Raw genomic sequence first — 17085 nt, 5'->3', positions numbered from 1 at the left:
AACGAACACCGGCATCCAGCGGCGCTCAGCGCCGCATGGTGTCCAGTTGCGTGACGGGCGCGCTGTCGTTGCCCCACGAGCCGCGGATGTAGGTGAGCACGGCCGCCACCTCCGCCGCATCGAGCACCTGGCCGAACGGCGGCATGCCGTACGGGCGCGGATTGCCCGCCGTCGCTGGCAGGAAGCCACCATGCGAGACCACCTGGATGAGGTTCGTCGGCGGCGACATGTTCACCGCGCGGTTGCCGGCGAGCGGCGGGTAGGCGCCGGTCGCGCCCTGGCCCTGGTCGCCGTGGCAGTAGGCGCAGCGCTGGTCGTAGATCTTGCCGCCGCGCGCCATCGTGCCGGCATCGCGGCGGATGGGGGCCGAGGTGCTCGCAGGCTCTTCGGGCTTCGGGACTTCGGGCAGGTCTTTCAGGTAGCCCGCCATCGCCGCGAGGTCGGTCTCGCTCAGGTGCTGCGTGCTGCGGAACACCACGTCGGCCATCGGCCCCATCACCGAACCGCCCGGCGCGGTGCCGGTCTTGAGCAGCGCCACCACGTCGGCCGTGGGCCATGCGGCCACGCCGGCCTGGCGCTTGTCGGTGAGCGACGGCGCATACCAGTTCTCCACCGCGATGAGCCCGCCCGAGAGGCCGAGCCTGGTCTCGGTCGCGCCCAGCGAATTGCGCGCGCCGTGGCAGGCGATGCAATGGCCGAGGCCGTCGACGAGGTAAGCGCCGCGGTTCCATTCGGCCGGCTTGCCCGCGTTGGCCACGAAGGGCTCGGGCTTGAACGAGAGCGCGCGCCATACGGCCAGCGCGGCCTGCGTGTCGTAGGGAAAGCGCAGCCGGTGCGCGAGGTTCGGCGCCGGTGCGGGCGCCACGGTGCGCAGGTACGCGTAGATGGCGTCCGAGTCCTCCCGCGTGACCTTGGTGAAGTTGGGGTACGGGAACGCCGGGTAGAGCAGGCGCCCGTCCTTGCTGCGGCCGTTGTGCATCGCGCGCCAGAAATGCGCGCTGCTCCAGCCGCCGATGCCGGCCTTGGCGTCGGACGTGAGGTTGCTCGAATAGATGGTGCCGAAGGGCGTCTCGATCGGCAGGCCGCCCGCATAAGGCTGGCCGCCGCGCGTGGTGTGGCAGCCCGCGCAGTTGCCGGCCAGCGCGAGGTAGCGGCCGCGCTCGACCTGCTGGGGCGTGGCGTCGAAGGCCCTGGCCTGTTCGGGCAGCGGGTCTTCGCCGCGCAGGTTCATCGCCACGAGCACGCCGGCGCACACGGCCGCCAGCACGACGAGGGCCAGGAGGGTCCAGCCGAGGTGTCGCAATTTCATCGCGGCCTCACTTCGGCATGCCGCCGCAGGCGACAGGCAAGGGTGCGGGCAACGAAGCCGCGGGCCTGGTGTTCGCCGGCATCGGCTGCACCGCCAGCCAGCTTGCGACCGCGTTGATGTCGGCCGTGGTCATGTGCCGGCCGACCTCAGCCATGCAGTCGGGCGCCATCGCATGCCGCTCGCTCGTGAGCCACGCGCCCAGTTGCGACGACACATAGAGCCGCGGCAACCCGAGCAGCCCCGGGATCGCCGGCTGGACGCCAGTGAGCGCGGCGCCGTGGCATTGCACGCAGGCCGGGATGCCGCGTGCCGCATCGCCTTCGAGCGCGAGCTTGCGGCCGCGCTGCAATTGGTCGGGCGTCGCGTCGCTGTTGGAGGAGATCGGCGGGTAAGGCAGGTCGAGCCCCGCGAAGTATTCGGCCATCTCGCGCAGGTACGCGTCCGAGAGGTGCTGCACCATGTACGCCATGTCGGCGTTGAAGCGGCGGCCATCGCGAAAGCTCACGAGCTGGTTGAACAGGTAGCCCGCGGGCTTGCCGGCCAGGCGCGGAAAGAAGCCCGCGTTGGTGGTCGCGCCCTCGCGGCCGTGACAGGCGATGCAGGCGGCCACGCGCTGCTCGATGGTGTCGGGCACGGTGGCCGGCGGCGCGGCGCTCGCCAGCCCCTGCACGAGGAACATCAGCGCGAGCGCCAGGGAGCGCAGGCCCGCCGTCATGTGCCGGCCACGAAGCGTGCCAACGTGATCAGGCCCGCGACCAGCAACAGCACAACGACCAGCGCAACGCCGATCAGCGGCAGGATGCCGACCTGCGCGGTCCGCCCCTCGGCGTCGGCGCGGCGCCCGCCCAGCCCGATGAAACTCCAGAGAACGGCGCGCAGCGCGCGCATGAGATTGGACATGCACCGACTGTGCCCCAGAAAGCCCGGAAAAAACAGATGCAGACCCAGCCTGATTCACCGGTGCAGATAAAGTCCGTGCGAACGACGAACCCGCGCCATGAAACGTTATGAAGCCCTGGCCGCCGACATCGAGGCCTCGATCCGCAACGGCACCCTGAAGACCGGCGACCGCCTGCCCTCGGTGCGCCACACCGGGCAGAGCCGCGGAGTCAGCGCCTCGACGGTGTTCCAGGCCTACTACCTGCTGGAGGCGCGCGGCCTCGTGCGGGCGCGCGACCGCTCGGGCTACTACGTCACCGGTGGGGGCCTGCGCGACGCGCCGCCCGAGTCCACCCTGACCTCGCGCCCCGCAGACGGCCCCATGTCGCTGGACGTGAGCGACCAGGTGTTCGACATCCTGGAGGCCAGCATGTCGCGCAAGGTGGTGCCCTTCGGCTCGGCGTTTCCGAGCCCGCTGATGTTTCCGCTCGCGCGGCTCGGGCAGTTCATGGCCGCGAGCGCCAAGTCGCTCGACCCGTGGAGCACGGTGGACGACCTCACGCCCGGCAGCGCGGCGCTGCGGCGGCAGATTGCGCTGCGCTACTTGGCCGACGGCATGCAGGCGCCGGCCGAGGAAATCGTCATCACCAACGGCGCGCTCGAGGCGCTCAACCTGTGCCTGGCGGCAGTCACGCGGCCGGGCGATGCGGTGATCGTCGAATCGCCAACCTTCTATGCGGCGCTGCAGGCGCTGGAGCGCATGGGCTTGAAGGCCATCGAGGTGCCGACGCACCCGGGCGAAGGCATCGACCTCGGCGCGCTCGAACAGGCCATCGCGGCCCACGAGCCCAAGGCCTGCTGGCTCATGACGACCTTCCAGAACCCGCTCGGCAGCCTCATGCCCGATGCCAAGAAGAAGGCGCTGGTCGAACTGCTCGCCCGCCACGAACTGCCGCTGATCGAGGACGACGTGTACGCCGAGCTCTACTTCGGCGAGCGCCGGCCCGCACCGGCCAAGGCCTTCGACACGCAGGGGCTGGTGCTGCACTGCTCCTCGTTCTCCAAGTGCCTGGCGCCGGGCTACCGCATCGGCTGGGCGTCGGCCGGCAGGTTCGCGCGCAAGGTGGCGCGGCAGAAGCTCACGTCCACGCTCAGCACGTCGGCGCCAGCGCAACTCGCGCTCGCGGCGTACCTGGAAAAAGGCGGCCTCGACAAGCACCTGCGCAAGCTCCGCCAGACGCTCGCGATGCAGCAGGCGACCTTCGCGCAGGCGGTGGGGCACTACTTTCCCGCGGGCACGCGCGCCACGCGGCCGCTGGGCGGCTACTTCCTCTGGGTCGAGCTGCCGGCGCAGGTCAACGCGCTCGACATCCATCGCCAGGCACTCGCGCTCGGCATCAGCGTCGCGCCGGGCCCGATCTTTTCGGCGACGCGCGCGTTCACGCACTGCCTGCGGCTGAACTACGGCCACGCATGGAATGCGCAGAGCGAGAAGGCTATGCGGACACTGGGCCGCCTGGTGGCCGAAGCCGCAGGCGATACAGCCTGAAGAGCAGGAACGACGCGATGCAGAGGTTCAGCAGGTTCCAGCCAATGCCGTTGACGAAAGCCGCGTGGTAGCTGCCGGTCAGGTCGAACACCTTGCCCGACATCCACCCGCCCAGCGCCATGCCGAACAGCGAGAACATCAGCACCGTGCCTACGCGCGCACCAGCTTCCTTCGGCGGAAAGTGCTCGCGCACGATGATCGCGTAGGCCGGCACGAGCCCACCCTGGAAAAGCCCGAACAGCGCCGAGATCACATAGAGCGACACGAGCCCGTCGAACGGCAGGAAAAGGAGCAGCGCAACGCACTGCAGCACGCCGCCCAGCAGCAGCGTGCGAAGCCCGCCGATGCGGTCGCAGATCGCACCTGATACCAGCCGGCTCACCACGCCGAACCCGAGCATCAGCGACAGCATCTGCGCGCCCCGCGCAGGGCCGTAGCCCAGGTCGCCGCAGTAGGCCACGATGTGCACCTGCGGCATGGCCATCGCCACGCAGCACGCCACGGCCGCAACGCACAGCAGGGCCTGTGCCGAGCCCATGCTCAAGCCGAAGGGGCGTGTCATGTCGCGCGGCGGCACTGCATCCGATGCATTGCCGACCGGCGCAGCGGCCACCGCCGGCGGCCGTGCACGGAAGAAAAGCGCGAGCACCGCCATCGCGATGCCGCAGAAGATGCCCATGCCGATGTACGTTTGGCGCCAGCCGACCGTCTCGATGAAGTGCTGCGCGATGGGCGGCCAGATGGCACCGGCGACATAGTTGCCGCTCGCGCAGATCGCCACAGCGATGCCGCGCCGCTTGACGAACCACAGCGAAGTGTCGGCCACCAGTGGCGCAAACGCGGCTGAGCTGCCGAGCAGGCCGACCAGGAGGGCCTGAGCGACGGTGAACGAGACGATGCCGCCCGACAGTCCCGTGGCGATGTAGCCCGCGGCGAGGAACACCGAACCCATCAGGAGCGGCCACATCACGCCGAAGCGGTCGGCCAGCCTGCCCATCAGCACGCCGCCGAAACCGAAGCCGAGCATGAGCCAGGTGTAGGGCAGCGATGCAGCGGCGCGGTCGATGCCGAACTCGGCCTGCACCGCGGGCAGCATCACCGAGACCACGTACATGCCGCTGCTGCCGACCGTCATGATCAGAAGCGTGAGCGCCAGGCGCAGCATGGCGTAGCGCGAATCCGCCGCGTGGACGGTGGTCTCGGGTGTCTTCATTGTTTTTTTCTCCGCACCGAGGATACCCGCCGCGCAGCGTGCTGCGAGCGCGCAATGACGGGCGGCACGCGGCCGCCTTCACGCGCCAGGCGCGTATCAGCCCGCGAGCAGGACCGGCGAAACGACGTTTGCCGAAGCCTTGGGCATGGGTCCGCCGGGCTTGGGCTTGTCGTCGCAACCGGCCGCGATCAGGCCGATGCAGAACAGGAGGACAAAAGCTGCGCTTCTCATCCGGGGGATGCTATGCCTGCCGTCTTGCCAGTCAAGTCGGACACGGCGCCGACAGCGATCGCGCGGCTACCGGCTTCTCCAGGCCTGGGTGCGCGCAAGCGCCCAGTGCCCGGCCAGCGCGAACACGCCGCGGCCGACGGCGGCGGTGAGCATGATCAGCGAGGCCATGGCGGCCGCGGGCGCCACGTCGCCGGCATCGTCCATGTTGAGCACGGCGATCGCAGCCAGCGTGGTCTGCGGCGAATAGAGGAACACGACGGCCGACACGGTGGTCATCGCGTTGACGAAGAAATAGCCGCCCACGTTGAGCACGGTCGGCAGCGCCACCGGCAGGTGCACGCGCCAGAGCGTGCGCCAGAACGGCACGCCCATCGACTCGGACACCAGCTCGTACTCGCGGTCGAGCTGGCGCAGCGCGGTGAGCGAGGTGAGGTGCGCCACCGAGAAGAAGTGCGCCACCGTGCAGATGACCAGGATCGTCATGCCGCCGTACAGGCCGTTCAGCGGATTCGAGGGCGAGATGAAGAAGAAGATGTAGCCCACGCCCAGCACCAGCCCCGGCACCGCGAGCGGCAGGTTCGCGAGCAGGTTGAGCAGTTCGCGCAAGAAGCCGAAGTGGCGCGGCTTTTCCACGAGGTAAGCCGAGACGAAGGTGACGAGCGCACCGGCCACCGCGGCGCACAGCGCGAGCCGCAGCGAATTGAAATAGCTGCCCCAGCCGCCGCCGTCCATGTTGCTGAAGTCGTAGTTCTTCAGCGACGGCGTGAGCTTGTAGGGCCAGTAGGTCGCGAGCGATGCGAACACCGCCATGCCGATCATCACGAGGATGGCGCAGGCGGTGAGCGTGCAGAACACGAGCAGCGCGCGGTCGCGCGACGCCACGGGTTCGGGCTGGTAGGGCGTGGCACGCGCCGAGAGCGCCGCGGCCTGCTTGCTGCGCACGCGCCGCTCGACGAGGAACGAGAGCACCGCGGGAATGAGCAGCACGAGGCCGACCACCGCGCCCATCTGGAAGTTCTGCTGCCCGACCACCTGCTTGTAGATGTCGGTCGCGAGCACGCCGGTCTGCCCGCCGACCACCTTGGGCACGCCGAAGTCGGTGATGACCAGCACGAACACCACCATCGCGGCCACGATGAGGCCGTAGCGGGAGGACGGCAGCGTCACCGTGCGGAAGATGCGCCAGCGCGATGCGCCGAGCGTCTGCGCCGCTTCATACAGCCGACCATCTGACGTGGCCATGGCGGTCGTGAGGATGAGCAGCGCATGCGGCAACGTCCAGAACACCGAGCCGAGCACGATGCCCAGCGGCCCGTAGATCGAGGCTTCGCCCATCAGCCCCTTGAAGAGCCCCTGGTTGCCGAAGAGATACACCAGGCTGATGGCAGGCAGCAGCGAAGGCGCCAGCAGCGGAACGAGCGCCACCGCGCGCAGCGCGCCCTTGGCCGGCATGCACGAGAGCGTGAGCCCATAGGCGAACACGTAGGCGATGGCCGTACAGATCACGGCGCTGATCGCTGCGATCCACAGGCTGTTGAAGGCCGACTGCACGAGTGCCGGGCTGTCGAGGTAGCGCGCGAAGTTCGCGAGGCCCACGAAGGCACCGGCGCGGTCGAAGAAGCTCTGGCCGACCAACGCACCGACGGGCAGCGCGACGATCACGACCAGCAGCAGCACGACCAGCGCGACGGCTGCGCCTGTGAGCCAGCGCTCGCGGTCGAACGCGCTGCTGCGCGCTATCGCCACCGGCGCGACGGCGATGGCGTTGGGAAAGCTGCTCATGCTCAATGCGCCAGCACGGACAGCGCGTTCAGCGGCAGCTGGATATGCACCATGCTGCTGGGCACCAGCGGCTCGTCGCCGCCGCTGCGCGCATCGGCGGGCAGCTCGGCCTCGATCTCGATGCCGAGCGGCTCGCAGGCCAGCCGCGCCGAGGTACGGTTGCCGAAGAATTCCGTGTCGAGCAGGCGCGCAGCGAAACTGTTGGCGCCCATTTCGGTGCCGAAGCGCTTGACCACCACGTGCTCGGGGCGGATGCCCACGGTGGCCTGCGATCCCACGCTCAAGCTGTTCAGGTTGCCCGGTGCGCAGAACAATTCGCTGTCGCGCACGCGCACCTTGCCGTCGGCCAGCACGGTCGCGGGCAGCATGTTCATGCGGCCGACGAAGCTGGCCACGAAGCGGGTGCGCGGCTGGCGGTACAGCTCGTCGGGCGTGCCGGCCTGCTCGATGCGGCCGTTGTGCATCAGCACCACGCGGTCGGCCATCGAGAGCGCTTCTTCCTGGTCGTGCGTGACCATGATGGTGACGATGCCCAGGCGCTTCTGCAGCGAGCGGATCTCGCTGCGCAGGCTCGCGCGCACCTGCGCGTCGAGCGCGGAGAGGGGCTCGTCGAGCAGCAAGAGGCGCGGGTTCGGCGCGAGGGCGCGCGCCAACGCGATGCGCTGCTGCTGGCCGCCCGAGAGCTGCACCGGGTATTTGTCGGCATGCGCGGCGAGGCCGACGAGATCGAGCATCTCGCGCGAGCGCTTGGCCATCTCGCGTGCGAGCGCGCCGGTGGGGTGCAGGCCGTAGGCGATGTTCTGCGCCGCCGTGAGGTTGGGGAACAACGCATACGACTGGAACACCACGCCGAAGCCGCGCGCAGCGGGCGGCAGGCCCGCGATGTCCTGGCCGCCGAGCAGGATCTGCCCGCCGTCGGCGAGCTCGATGCCGCACACGATGCGCAGCAGCGTGGTCTTGCCGCACCCCGAGGGACCGAGCAGGCACACGAATTCGCCCGGCTCGATGTCCAGGTCGATGCCGTCGAGCACGCGGGTGGCGCCAAAGGACTTGCCGATGCCGCGGAGGGAGAGAAAGCTGGTCATTGACGTGTCCGCCGTTCGCCTGTGCTTGCCCACCGTTCGCCCTGAGCTCGTCGAAGGGCTGCTTCGATCACGCGAGGCTTCGACAAGCTCGGCCCGAACGGTTGGGGTTGCATCAGAGCGGTGCCTTCTTTTCCGACTTCGATTCGTAGCGCTTGGACCATTCCGTCAGGATGCGGTCGCGGTTCGCGGCAGCCCAGGTGAAGTCGTTCTTGGCGAGCAGCTTCTCGACGTCGCCCGGCACGAACTCGAGCTTCTCCTGGATGCCCGGCAGCGCGAGCACGGCGAAGTTCTTGGCGTAGAGCTCGTTGGCCTGCTTCGTCACGGCCCAGTCGGCCAGTGCCTTGGCGGCGTCCTGCTTCTTGCTGGTCTTGATGATGCCGGTGGCTTCCATGTCCCAGCCGAGGCCTTCCTTCGGCAGCACGATGTCGATTGGTGCGCCGTCGCGCTTGGTCTTGTTGGCGCGGTATTCGAAGGACATGCCGAGCGCGAACTCACCCGCGCCGGCCTGGCGGCAGGGCTTGCTGCCCGACTGGCTGTAGATGCCGATGTTCTGGTGCAGCGCGTCCATGTACTTCCACGCCTTGTCCTCGCCCATCATCTGGATCCAGCCCGACACCATCAGGTAGCCGGTGCCCGATGCCGCGGGGTTGGGCATGGTGATCTGGCCCTTGTAGACCGGGTTGGTCAGGTCGGCCCAGCTGGCGGGCTTGGGCAGGTTCTTCTTGGTGGCTTCGGCGGTGTTGAAGCAGATGGCCGACGACCACACGTCCATGCCGACCCACTTGGGCGGATTGGCCGGATCGCGCATGGTGGGCTTGATGGCATCCAGGCCCTTGGGCGCATAGGGCTGGAGCATGCCTTCCTTGTCGAGCAGCATGAGCGAGGTGGCGGCCAGGCCCCACACGACATCGGCCTGCGGGTTGGCCTTTTCTGCGAGCAGCTTGGCGGTGACGATGCCGGTGGAGTCGCGCACGAACTTCAGCTCGATGGTGGGGTTTTCCTTTTCGAAGGCAGCCTTGTAGGCCTGCACCTGGTCGGCTTCGAGCGCGGTGTAGACCAGCAGCTCGGTGCGGCCCTGGGCGGAGGCGGCGAACGCCAGCGAGAACAGGGCGGCCGGCACGGCGGCACGACGGATGAAGCGAAACAGCATGATGGGAAATTCCTGGCGATGATTGAAAGTACGCGGACGAAAGTACGCACGGCTTGCCCGTGAACGCGGCGATGCTCGCAGCGCCATATGACAGGGGTTTGTCAGATGCGTCACACGGATGTCATGGCGCGCGGCGACGCTTCGCAGGCTGTCGCACGCGCTTCGTTTCACTTCCATGACACTCGACCTTGCCGAGATCGCACGCCTGTTCGCCGAACGCGGCGGGGTTGCGTATGCGGGCGAGCCGGTGTCGCAGCTGGAGCACGCGCTGCAGTGCGCGTGGCTCGCCGAGCAGGCGGGCGCGGGCGATGCGCTCGTCACCGCCGCGCTGCTGCACGACCTGGGGCACCTGCTGATCGCCGAGCACCAGACGCTTGCGCAATCGCCCACCGAACTGGGCATCGACGATCGCCATCAATACATCGCGCTGCCGCTGCTGCGCGGCGCCTTCGATGTGGAAGTGCGCGAGCCGATACGGCTGCATGTGGATGCCAAGCGCTACCTGTGCGCGACGCGGCCGGACTATTTCGTGAAGCTGTCGCCCGATTCGGTGCGCAGCCTTGCGCTGCAGGGCGGGGTGATGGATGCGGCCGCGGCGAGCCGTTTTGCCGAACATCGCTGGGCCGACGATGCGGTACGCCTGAGGCTCTGGGACGAGGAGGCCAAGGTCGAGGGGCTGAAGACACCGCCGCTCGCACATTTCCTCTCGACAGCCGGGCGGGTCCTGCTGCGCTGAGGAAGACTTTTTTTGCCCGGCGGCCGGGTTTCAGGTCCGTTTAAGAAACATTTGTCTACTATGGTTTCCTCATGATGTCCGGCGCACCTGCGCCTGCGAGGAAACCTGCATGTCTTCATCCGTCACGGCGCGAGCCGCCACGTTCACCCAGGTGCTGAGGCGCGTCTTTGCGCTGGCGGCGCCCTATTTCAGGTCCGAGGAGAAATGGCGCGCGCGGGCCATGTTCGCGGGGATCGTCGCGCTCAACCTGGCGTACGTCTACGCGCTGGTGCTCTTCAACCAGTGGTACGGGCGCTTCTACGACGGGCTGCAGAACAAGGACGCGACCGTGTTCTGGCGCGAGATCCGCGTGTTCTGCGTGCTGGCCTTCTTCAACATCCTGCTGCAGGTGCTCAAGTTCTACGTGACGCAATTGCTGCAGCTGCGCTGGCGCACCTGGATGACGCGCGACTACATGACGCGCTGGATGGCCAACCGCACCTTCTATCACCTGGAACTCGCGCGCTACGCGGGCAAGGACGGCCAGGCGCCGGACAACCCCGACCAGCGCATCCAGGAAGACATGCAGCTTTTCACCGACTACACGATGACGCTGTCGATGGGCCTGCTGAACGCGGTGGTCACGCTGGTCAGCTTCGTCGGCATCCTCTGGGGGCTGTCGGGCAGCTTCGAATTCTCGATGGGGGGCACCACTTACCAGATCGTGGGCGCCATGGTGTGGCTGGCGGTGGCGTACTGCGTGGTGGGGACGGTCATCACGCACTTCATCGGTCGCCCGCTGATCGGCACCAATTTCCGCCAGCAGCGTTTCGAGGCCGATTTCCGGCATCACCTGGTGCGGGTGCGCGAGTACAGCGAGGCGATCGCGCTGGACAGGGGCGAGAAGGTCGAGCACGGCCAGCTCGACACGCGCTTCGGCAGCGTGCTGCGCAACTACCTGCTGCTCATCAAGCAGCAGAAGAACCTGATCACCTTCACCTCGTTCTTCGGGCAGGCCGCGGTGATCTTCCCGTTCGTGGTGGCCGCACCCCGCTTCTTCAGCGGTGCGATCCAGCTGGGCCAGCTGATGCAGATTTCGTCCGCATTCGGCAAGGTGCAGGACTCGCTGAGCTGGTTCGTCGACAACTACGACAAGGTCGCCGTCTGGCGCGCCACCACCGACCGCCTGACCACCTTCGACGATGCCATGCGCGCCCATGCCGCGCAGGCCATGCCGCTGGAACGCGGCGAGGCGGCCGGGGAGCTGCGCAGCGACGATCTCTCGGTGTCTTTGCCCAATGGCGCCGCCCTGCTGAGCGGCGCCGCACTGGCCGTGAAACCCGGCGACAGCGTGTTGCTGCAGGGCCCCTCGGGCAGCGGCAAGTCGACGTTGTTCCGATCCTTCGCCGGCATCTGGCCGTTCGCGAGCGGGCACGTGAAGGTGCCTGACGGCGCGGTCTTCATGCCCCAACGCCCCTACGTCCCCGACGGCAAGCTGCGCGACGCGCTGACCTACCCGAACCCCGCCGCCGATTTCACAGACGACCAGCTGCGCCAGGCCCTGGCCGACGCCCTGCTTCCCGACCTGGCCACCCGCCTGGACGACAGCGACTCATGGAGCCAGAAGCTGTCCGGCGGCGAGCAGCAGCGCCTGGCCATCGCCCGCGTGCTGCTGAAGAAGCCGTCATGGCTCTTTGCAGACGAGATCACCAGCGCCCTGGACGCGCAGGCCGAGGGCGTGCTCTACAAGCGCCTCTCGGACACGGTGCGCGCAGCGGGCGGCGCGATGGTGTCGATCGCGCACCGCGCGGCGGTCGGCGATTTCCACAACCAGCGCTGGACGCTGGTGCCGCAGGAAGAAGGAACAGGAACAGCAGGCGGCGCGCGCTACCGGCTGAACACCTCGGCGGCTCAGCCCGCCGCGGCCTGACCGGAATAGCGCTCCCAGCCCTTCTTGCGCAGGTCGCAGGCGGGGCATTCGCCGCACCCGTAGCCCCAGGCCTGGCGGTGCACGCGGTCGCCGAGGTAGCAGGTGTGGGTCTCTTCCACGATCAGGTCGACCAGCGGCTCGCCGCCGAGGCGGTGCGCCATCTGCCAGGTCTCGGCCTTGTCGATCCACATGAGCGGCGTCTCGATGACCAGGCGCCGCTCCAGCCCGAGCGAGAGCGCCAGCTGCATCGCCTTCATGGTGTCGTCGCGGCAGTCGGGGTAGCCCGAGAAATCGGTCTCGCAGACGCCGGTGACGATCACCTGCAGCCCGCGCCGGTAGGCCAGCGCGCCGGCCAGCGTGAGGAACAGCAGGTTGCGCCCGGGCACGAAGGTGTTGGGCAGGCCGTCGGCCTGCATCGCGAAGGCGACCTCTTCGGTGAGCGAGGAGCCGCCCAGCTGGGCCAGCGCCGCGAGCGTGAGCACGTGGTCTTCGCCCAGGCGCGGCGCCCAGTCGGGAAAGCGCTCGCGCATCTGGGCAAGGATGGTGCCGCGCACGTCGAGCTCGACGCGGTGGCGCTGCCCGTAGTCGAAGCCCAGCGTCTCGACGCGCTGGTACTTCGAGAGCGCATCGGCCAGGCAGGTGGTCGAATCCTGGCCGCCGGAGAAAAGGACGAGGGCGGTGGTGTGCAGGGGCATGTCCGTCAGCGGGGCCGTTGTAGTCCAAAGACGCGATTTTCGCAGGCGCCAACCGAGCGCGGATACGATCCCGCGGATGAGCACCAAACACCTCGTCGCATGGGCCGCCACCTTCATCGTGCTGTTGGTGATCGACATGCTCTGGCTCGGCGTCGTCGCCAAGAACATGTACCAGGAGGCGATGGGCGACCTGATGTCGCCGCAGCCCCGGCTGGCCTTCGCGGCGGTGTTCTACCTGCTGTACCCCATCGGCCTCGTGATCTTCGCGATCCTGCCGGGCATCGATGCGCAGAGCGTGACGCGGGCGGCGGTGCTGGGCGCGCTTTTCGGGCTCTTCTGCTACAGCACCTACGACCTGACCAACCTAGCGGTCGTCCGCAACTGGCCGCTGGCGCTTTCGTTCATCGACATCGCCTGGGGCACCCTGGTGAGCGGGGTGGCGGCCGCGGCCGGCGCCCTGGCCTTGCGCTGGTTTTCCGCACGTTGATTCCACCCCACACTATGACTTTAGTCAGGGGTGTTGTAACGGCCTGTTAAGGCAAAATCCTGCACGAACGATGCAGGGGACAGCAAGATGGGCGAGCGCGGTAGCGCGATCAGCTTCGAAGACTTTCAGGGCACGCGCAATTTCGCCGCACTCGATGGCCTGCGGGCCGTCTCCGTCTTCCTCGTCTTCAGCGACCATTTCGGCGGCATCGGCTGGACGCGCTTCTCGGGCTGGCTCGGCGTCCACGCCTTTTTCGTTCTCTCCGGCTTCCTGATCACCACCCTGCTGCTGCGCGAGCGCGACAGCACCGGCCGCATATCGCTCAAGGCGTTCTACATCCGCCGCGCCACCCGGTTGCTGCCGCTCTACCTGCTGGTCTTCCTGGCCGTGCTGGGCCTGAGCCATGGCGCACACGACGGCTCATGGGAGCAGATGAAGGCGGCCACGCCGTACTACCTGACGCTGCTCAACGAGCTGGCCGACATGGCACCCCTGCACATGACCTGGACGCTGGGCGTGGAGTGGAAGTACTACCTCATCTGGCCCACGCTGCTCGTGGTCTTCGGCACGACGCTCCGCTCGGGCCTGGCGACCGTCGGTTTCGGCCTCGCCGCGCTCGCCATGATCGGCATCGGCGACTTTCACTGGCGCCTGCTGCTTTCGCAAAACTACGTCGGCATGCTGTTCGGCTCGGGGCTGGCCATCCTGATGAACACGCGACGCGCCTTCGGGCTGGTTCGCTGCCTCATGTACCAGGGCGTGGCCATTGCGCTCGTGCTGGCGCTGCTGGTGGTGCATCGGCGCTTTCCGCTGATCGCCGGGCGCATCGGCGATGCATCGGCCATCGCGGTGTACAGCCTGCTGATCGCGATGCTGATCCCGGCTCTACTCGCCGCCCGCACCTGGGTTGCGCGGGTGCTGGCATCGAAGCCGCTGGTGTTCGTCGGGCACCGCTCGTATGCGATGTACCTGGTGCAGTACACCGCCGCGCACGCGGTGATCGCGGTGCTGCCCGCCCCGACCATCGTGGGCGGCACGCTGCTTTTTCTTTCGTTCGCCGTGGCGCTCCTGCTCTCGGACCTGCTCTACCGCTGGTTCGAGAAGCCGATCACCGACTGGGGCCACCGCTGGGCCAAGGCCGTGAAGCAGGCGGCCCTCTCGAACACCCCGCTGCCGGCCTGCGACGCCGCCGCGGCGCTGCGCCCGGGCAGGAACCGCAGCCCGCTCTGACCCCGGTCTAGAGGAAGCGCTCGAGCAGCTTGCGCGAAGACCGGTCGAGCGCCTTCGCGTCGGGAATGCGGAACTGCACGCCGTGCGCGCTCGCGATCAGCAGCGCGCCGCCTTCGAGCCGGCGGATGTCTTCTTCCGCCTTGAGCACGAAGCTGGTGTCGCCACGGTCGGTGCTCACGGTCCAGGTGCTGGGCACGCCGAAGCTGGAAACCTTGTGCAGCTTCAGCAGCGTGGGCGCGAAGTCGCGCACCGCGAGTTCTTCCTCGAGCAGCGCACGCGCCTGCGAAGGCAGCGTCTCGACGCGGTCGATCCAGACCAGCTCGCGGCCGTCGCTGCCGACCAGCGAGATGCCCTCGCCGGGCGCCGTGAGCGGAAAGGCCCGCACGGGCGTGATGCCCACGTGGCGCTCGCCCTGGGTGTCGGTCAGCACTAGGCGTCCGAAGGCGTCGCGCTCCATGGCGAAGGTGATGGCGGTGGTGTTCTCGGGGGTCATGCTTCGCCTGCCGGATGTGCTGCGTGGCTGATGAGCGGCAGTTGCGCGCCGGCGCGCTCGTCGGCCGCGCCTTCGCTCGCATCGTCGTCGCCCTGGCGCAACTGCGCCTGATAGAGCCGCCAGTAGGCGCCCTGCCTGGCCATGAGCGCGTCGTGCGGGCCGACCTCGACCACCTCGCCGCGGTCCATGACCACGAGCCGGTCGGCCTTGCGCAGCGTCGAGAGCCGGTGGGCGATGGCGATGGTGGTGCGGCCCTGCACAAGGTTGTCCAGCGCCTTCTGGATTTCCTTCTCGGTCTCGGTGTCCACCGCCGAGGTGGCCTCGTCGAGGATCAGGATGCGCGGATCGATCAGGAGTGCGCGCGCGATGCTGATGCGCTGGCGCTCGCCGCCCGAGAGCCCCTGCCCGCGCTCGCCGACCAGCGAGTCGTAGCCATGCGGCAGGCGCAGGATGAAATCGTGCGCATGCGCAGCGCGGGCGGCGGCCACCACTTCTTCGCGCGTGGCGTCAGGCTTGCCGTAGGCGATGTTCTGCGCGATGGTGCCGAAGAACAGGAACGGCTCCTGCAACACAAGCCCCACGTGGCGCCGGTAGTCGGCCACGGCGAAGCGGCGGATGTCGGTGCCGTCGACCTTGATGGCGCCGTCGGTCACGTCGTAGAAGCGGCAGATCAGGTTGACCAGCGTGCTCTTGCCCGAGCCGCTGTGGCCCACCAGGCCGATCATCTCGCCGGGTTCGATCACCAGGTTCAGGTCGTGGATCACCGCGCGCGAACCGTAGCGAAAGCCCAGGCCGCTCATCTCGATGCGGCCCTGCACGCGCTCCACCTTCACCGGGTTCACCGGCTCGGGCACGTTGCTCACGTGGTCGAGGATGTCGAAGATGCGCTTGGCGCCGGCCGCGGCCTTCTGCGTGACCGAGACGATGCGGCTCATCGAGTCCATGCGCGTATAGAAACGGCCGATGTAGGCGATGAAGGCGGTGAGCACACCCACCGTGATGTTGTTGCGCGAGACCTGCCAGATGCCGAAGCCCCACACCACGAGCAGGCCGATCTCGGTCAGCAGCGAGACGGTCGGCGTGAACACCGACCAGGTGCGGTTGAGCTTGTCGTTGACCTGCAGGTTGTAGGCATTGGCGGTGCGGAAGCGGTCGGCTTCGCGGCGTTCCTGCGCGAAGGCCTTGACCACGCGGATGCCGGGAATGGTGTCGGCCAGAACGTTGGTCACCTCGGACCAGACGCGGTCGATCTTCTCGAAGCCGGTGCGCAGGCGATCGCGCACCACGTGGATCATCCAGGCGATGAAGGGCAGCGGCACCAGCGTGACCACCGCCAGCAGCGGGTTGATCGAGATCAGGATGGCCGCCGTCATGACGATCATCAGCACGTCGTTGGCGAAATCGAGCGCATGCAGTGACAGGAAGACGTTGATGCGGTCGGTTTCCGAGCCGATGCGCGCCATCAGGTCGCCGGTGCGTTTGCCGCCGAAATAGTCCAGCGGCAGCGTCAGCAGATGCTCGTAGGTGCTGGTGCGCAGGTCGGCACCGATGCGCTCGGACACCAGCGCCAGCAGGTAGGTGCGCGCCCAGCCCAGGCCCCAGCCCAGCAGCGCCGCGCCAAGCAGGCCGCCCAGGTAGAGGCCCACCAGGCCCGGATCGATCTGCTTGCCGTTCTGGAACGGGATCAGGATGTCGTCCATCAGCGGGATGGTCAGGTACGGCGGCACCAGCGTGGCGGCGGTCGAGAGCAGGGTCAGGAAAAACCCGAGGAAAAGCTGCTTGCGGTAAGGCTTGGCAAAGCGCCCCAGGCGCAGCAGCACCCAGGTCGAGGGCGGGGTCTGGAGCTCGGCGTCGGCAAGCTCTTCGCCGTCGGCCGCCTCGGGTGTCGCTTCCGTGACACCGGCCGCGCGCTGGCCGAACAGCTTGAGCAGGCGCAGCGCATTGGCCTGGCTGGCGAGCGTGTAGCGCCAGCGCGCCAGGCGGCCGTCGGGGCCGATCAGGTCGAGCGTACCGATGCCCGAATGGTCGGCCAGCAGCAATCGAAGCGTGGGATCCGTGAGTGGCCACTCACGCCACTCGCCGCCTGGCTCCAGCGCAATCAGGCGCTGGTCGGTCAGGGCGACCAGGCCGGAGGCGAAACGAAGTTCGTAATCGAGGTCAACCGCGAGTGTTACCAGAACGTTTTCCGCGACTGCGAGCCGGTTTTTCAGCGCGCCTGAAGCCGCCTCGATTTCGCCCTCCCGGGTGCCGACTGGATCGTGATGTTGCATTGTGTTTCTTTGACTCTTGCCCGTCGCGGGCCGCAGGGACCGCGTCATGGCGTCCTTTGTCGGGCGC

At 68.0% G+C, this 17085-nt stretch carries 17 protein-coding genes; 6 read left to right on the top strand and 11 right to left on the bottom strand.

Translation table 11 applies throughout. From position 1 onward, the window contains the following. Nucleotides 1-25: 25 nt before the first annotated feature. From RT97_RS18290 to RT97_RS18280, 3 genes are read right to left on the bottom strand one after another with little or no spacing between them, the layout of a single operon-like run. Nucleotides 26-1309 (bottom strand): c-type cytochrome, encoded by a 1284-nt coding sequence (locus RT97_RS18290; protein WP_042580228.1) that lies wholly within the window; start codon nt 1307-1309, stop codon nt 26-28. Between the two features lie 7 nt (nt 1310-1316). Continuing rightward, nucleotides 1317-2024, bottom strand: a complete 708-nt coding sequence (locus tag RT97_RS18285; RefSeq protein ID WP_042580227.1) for a c-type cytochrome — start codon at nt 2022-2024, stop codon at nt 1317-1319. Continuing rightward, nucleotides 2021-2209: a DUF2970 domain-containing protein gene (locus RT97_RS18280; RefSeq protein ID WP_042580226.1), complete on the bottom strand. Its 189-nt coding sequence runs from the start codon at nt 2207-2209 to the stop codon at nt 2021-2023. Before RT97_RS18280 ends, RT97_RS18285 begins: the two co-directional genes overlap by 4 nt. A gap of 97 nt (nt 2210-2306) precedes the next feature. Here RT97_RS18280 and RT97_RS18275 point away from each other — a divergent pair, with 97 nt between their 5' ends. Further along, nucleotides 2307-3737, top strand: a complete 1431-nt coding sequence (locus RT97_RS18275) for a PLP-dependent aminotransferase family protein (protein WP_042580225.1) — start codon at nt 2307-2309, stop codon at nt 3735-3737. Here the strand turns inward: RT97_RS18275 and RT97_RS18270 are convergent. From RT97_RS18270 to RT97_RS18255, 5 genes are all read right to left on the bottom strand, one after another. Continuing rightward, on the bottom strand, nt 3685-4950 hold the full coding sequence (locus RT97_RS18270; RefSeq protein WP_042580224.1) for an MFS transporter: 1266 nt from the start codon (nt 4948-4950) through the stop codon (nt 3685-3687). The two genes, RT97_RS18275 and RT97_RS18270, sit on opposite strands and share 53 nt — an antisense overlap. Nucleotides 4951-5046: 96 nt before the next feature. After that, the gene (locus RT97_RS34030; RefSeq protein WP_301280761.1) at nt 5047-5181 is read right to left on the bottom strand and encodes a hypothetical protein; all 135 of its coding nucleotides are present in this window, start codon (nt 5179-5181) and stop codon (nt 5047-5049) included. Nucleotides 5182-5247: 66 nt separating this feature from the next. Beyond that, nucleotides 5248-6963: a putative 2-aminoethylphosphonate ABC transporter permease subunit gene (locus RT97_RS18265; protein ID WP_042580223.1), complete on the bottom strand. Its 1716-nt coding sequence runs from the start codon at nt 6961-6963 to the stop codon at nt 5248-5250. 2 nt (nt 6964-6965) lie between these two features. Beyond that, a complete protein-coding gene (locus tag RT97_RS18260; protein WP_042580222.1) occupies nt 6966-8048 on the bottom strand; it encodes an ABC transporter ATP-binding protein in 1083 nt (360 codons plus the stop codon). Between the two features lie 112 nt (nt 8049-8160). Further along, nucleotides 8161-9198, bottom strand: a complete 1038-nt coding sequence (locus tag RT97_RS18255) for a putative 2-aminoethylphosphonate ABC transporter substrate-binding protein (protein ID WP_042580221.1) — start codon at nt 9196-9198, stop codon at nt 8161-8163. A 175-nt stretch (nt 9199-9373) separates the two neighbouring features. Here RT97_RS18255 and RT97_RS18250 point away from each other — a divergent pair, with 175 nt between their 5' ends. Together RT97_RS18250 and RT97_RS18245 are read left to right on the top strand one after the other, a co-directional pair. Continuing rightward, nucleotides 9374-9934 carry a phosphonate degradation HD-domain oxygenase gene (locus RT97_RS18250; RefSeq protein ID WP_042580254.1) on the top strand — a complete coding sequence of 187 codons (561 nt, stop codon included), beginning with the start codon at nt 9374-9376 and terminating at the stop codon, nt 9932-9934. A 109-nt stretch (nt 9935-10043) separates the two neighbouring features. Further along, nucleotides 10044-11843 carry an ABC transporter ATP-binding protein/permease gene (locus RT97_RS18245; RefSeq protein ID WP_042580220.1) on the top strand — a complete coding sequence of 600 codons (1800 nt, stop codon included), beginning with the start codon at nt 10044-10046 and terminating at the stop codon, nt 11841-11843. Here RT97_RS18245 and queC read toward each other — a convergent pair. After that, nucleotides 11825-12538, bottom strand: coding sequence for a 7-cyano-7-deazaguanine synthase QueC (queC, locus tag RT97_RS18240; protein WP_042580219.1), 714 nt, complete (start codon nt 12536-12538; stop codon nt 11825-11827). The genes RT97_RS18245 and queC overlap by 19 nt on opposite strands. Nucleotides 12539-12614: 76 nt before the next feature. On the opposite strand from queC, the gene RT97_RS18235 reads away from it, so the two are divergent. Further along, entirely contained in the window at nt 12615-13025 is a 411-nt protein-coding gene (locus tag RT97_RS18235; RefSeq protein WP_042580218.1) for a DUF2177 family protein, read from the top strand. A gap of 87 nt (nt 13026-13112) precedes the next feature. Next, the gene (locus RT97_RS18230; protein ID WP_042580217.1) at nt 13113-14255 is read left to right on the top strand and encodes an acyltransferase family protein; all 1143 of its coding nucleotides are present in this window, start codon (nt 13113-13115) and stop codon (nt 14253-14255) included. 7 nt (nt 14256-14262) lie between these two features. On the opposite strand, the gene RT97_RS18225 is transcribed toward RT97_RS18230, so the two are convergent. Then, nucleotides 14263-14748, bottom strand: coding sequence for a DUF1854 domain-containing protein (locus tag RT97_RS18225; protein ID WP_042580216.1), 486 nt, complete (start codon nt 14746-14748; stop codon nt 14263-14265). After that, nucleotides 14745-16787, bottom strand: coding sequence for an ABC transporter ATP-binding protein (locus RT97_RS18220; protein ID WP_253278262.1), 2043 nt, complete (start codon nt 16785-16787; stop codon nt 14745-14747). Before RT97_RS18220 ends, RT97_RS18225 begins: the two co-directional genes overlap by 4 nt. Between RT97_RS18220 and RT97_RS33865 the strand changes: the two genes are divergently transcribed. Continuing rightward, the gene (locus tag RT97_RS33865; RefSeq protein ID WP_253278261.1) at nt 16770-16967 is read left to right on the top strand and encodes a hypothetical protein; all 198 of its coding nucleotides are present in this window, start codon (nt 16770-16772) and stop codon (nt 16965-16967) included. The genes RT97_RS18220 and RT97_RS33865 overlap by 18 nt on opposite strands. The last annotated feature ends 118 nt before the right edge of the window (nt 16968-17085 follow it).

This window comes from Variovorax paradoxus, assembly GCF_000834655.1.
Taxonomy (GTDB): domain Bacteria; phylum Pseudomonadota; class Gammaproteobacteria; order Burkholderiales; family Burkholderiaceae_C; genus Variovorax; species Variovorax paradoxus_F.
The sequence above is the reverse complement of the archived record's forward strand: the minus strand, read 5'-3'. Positions and strand labels throughout refer to the sequence as shown.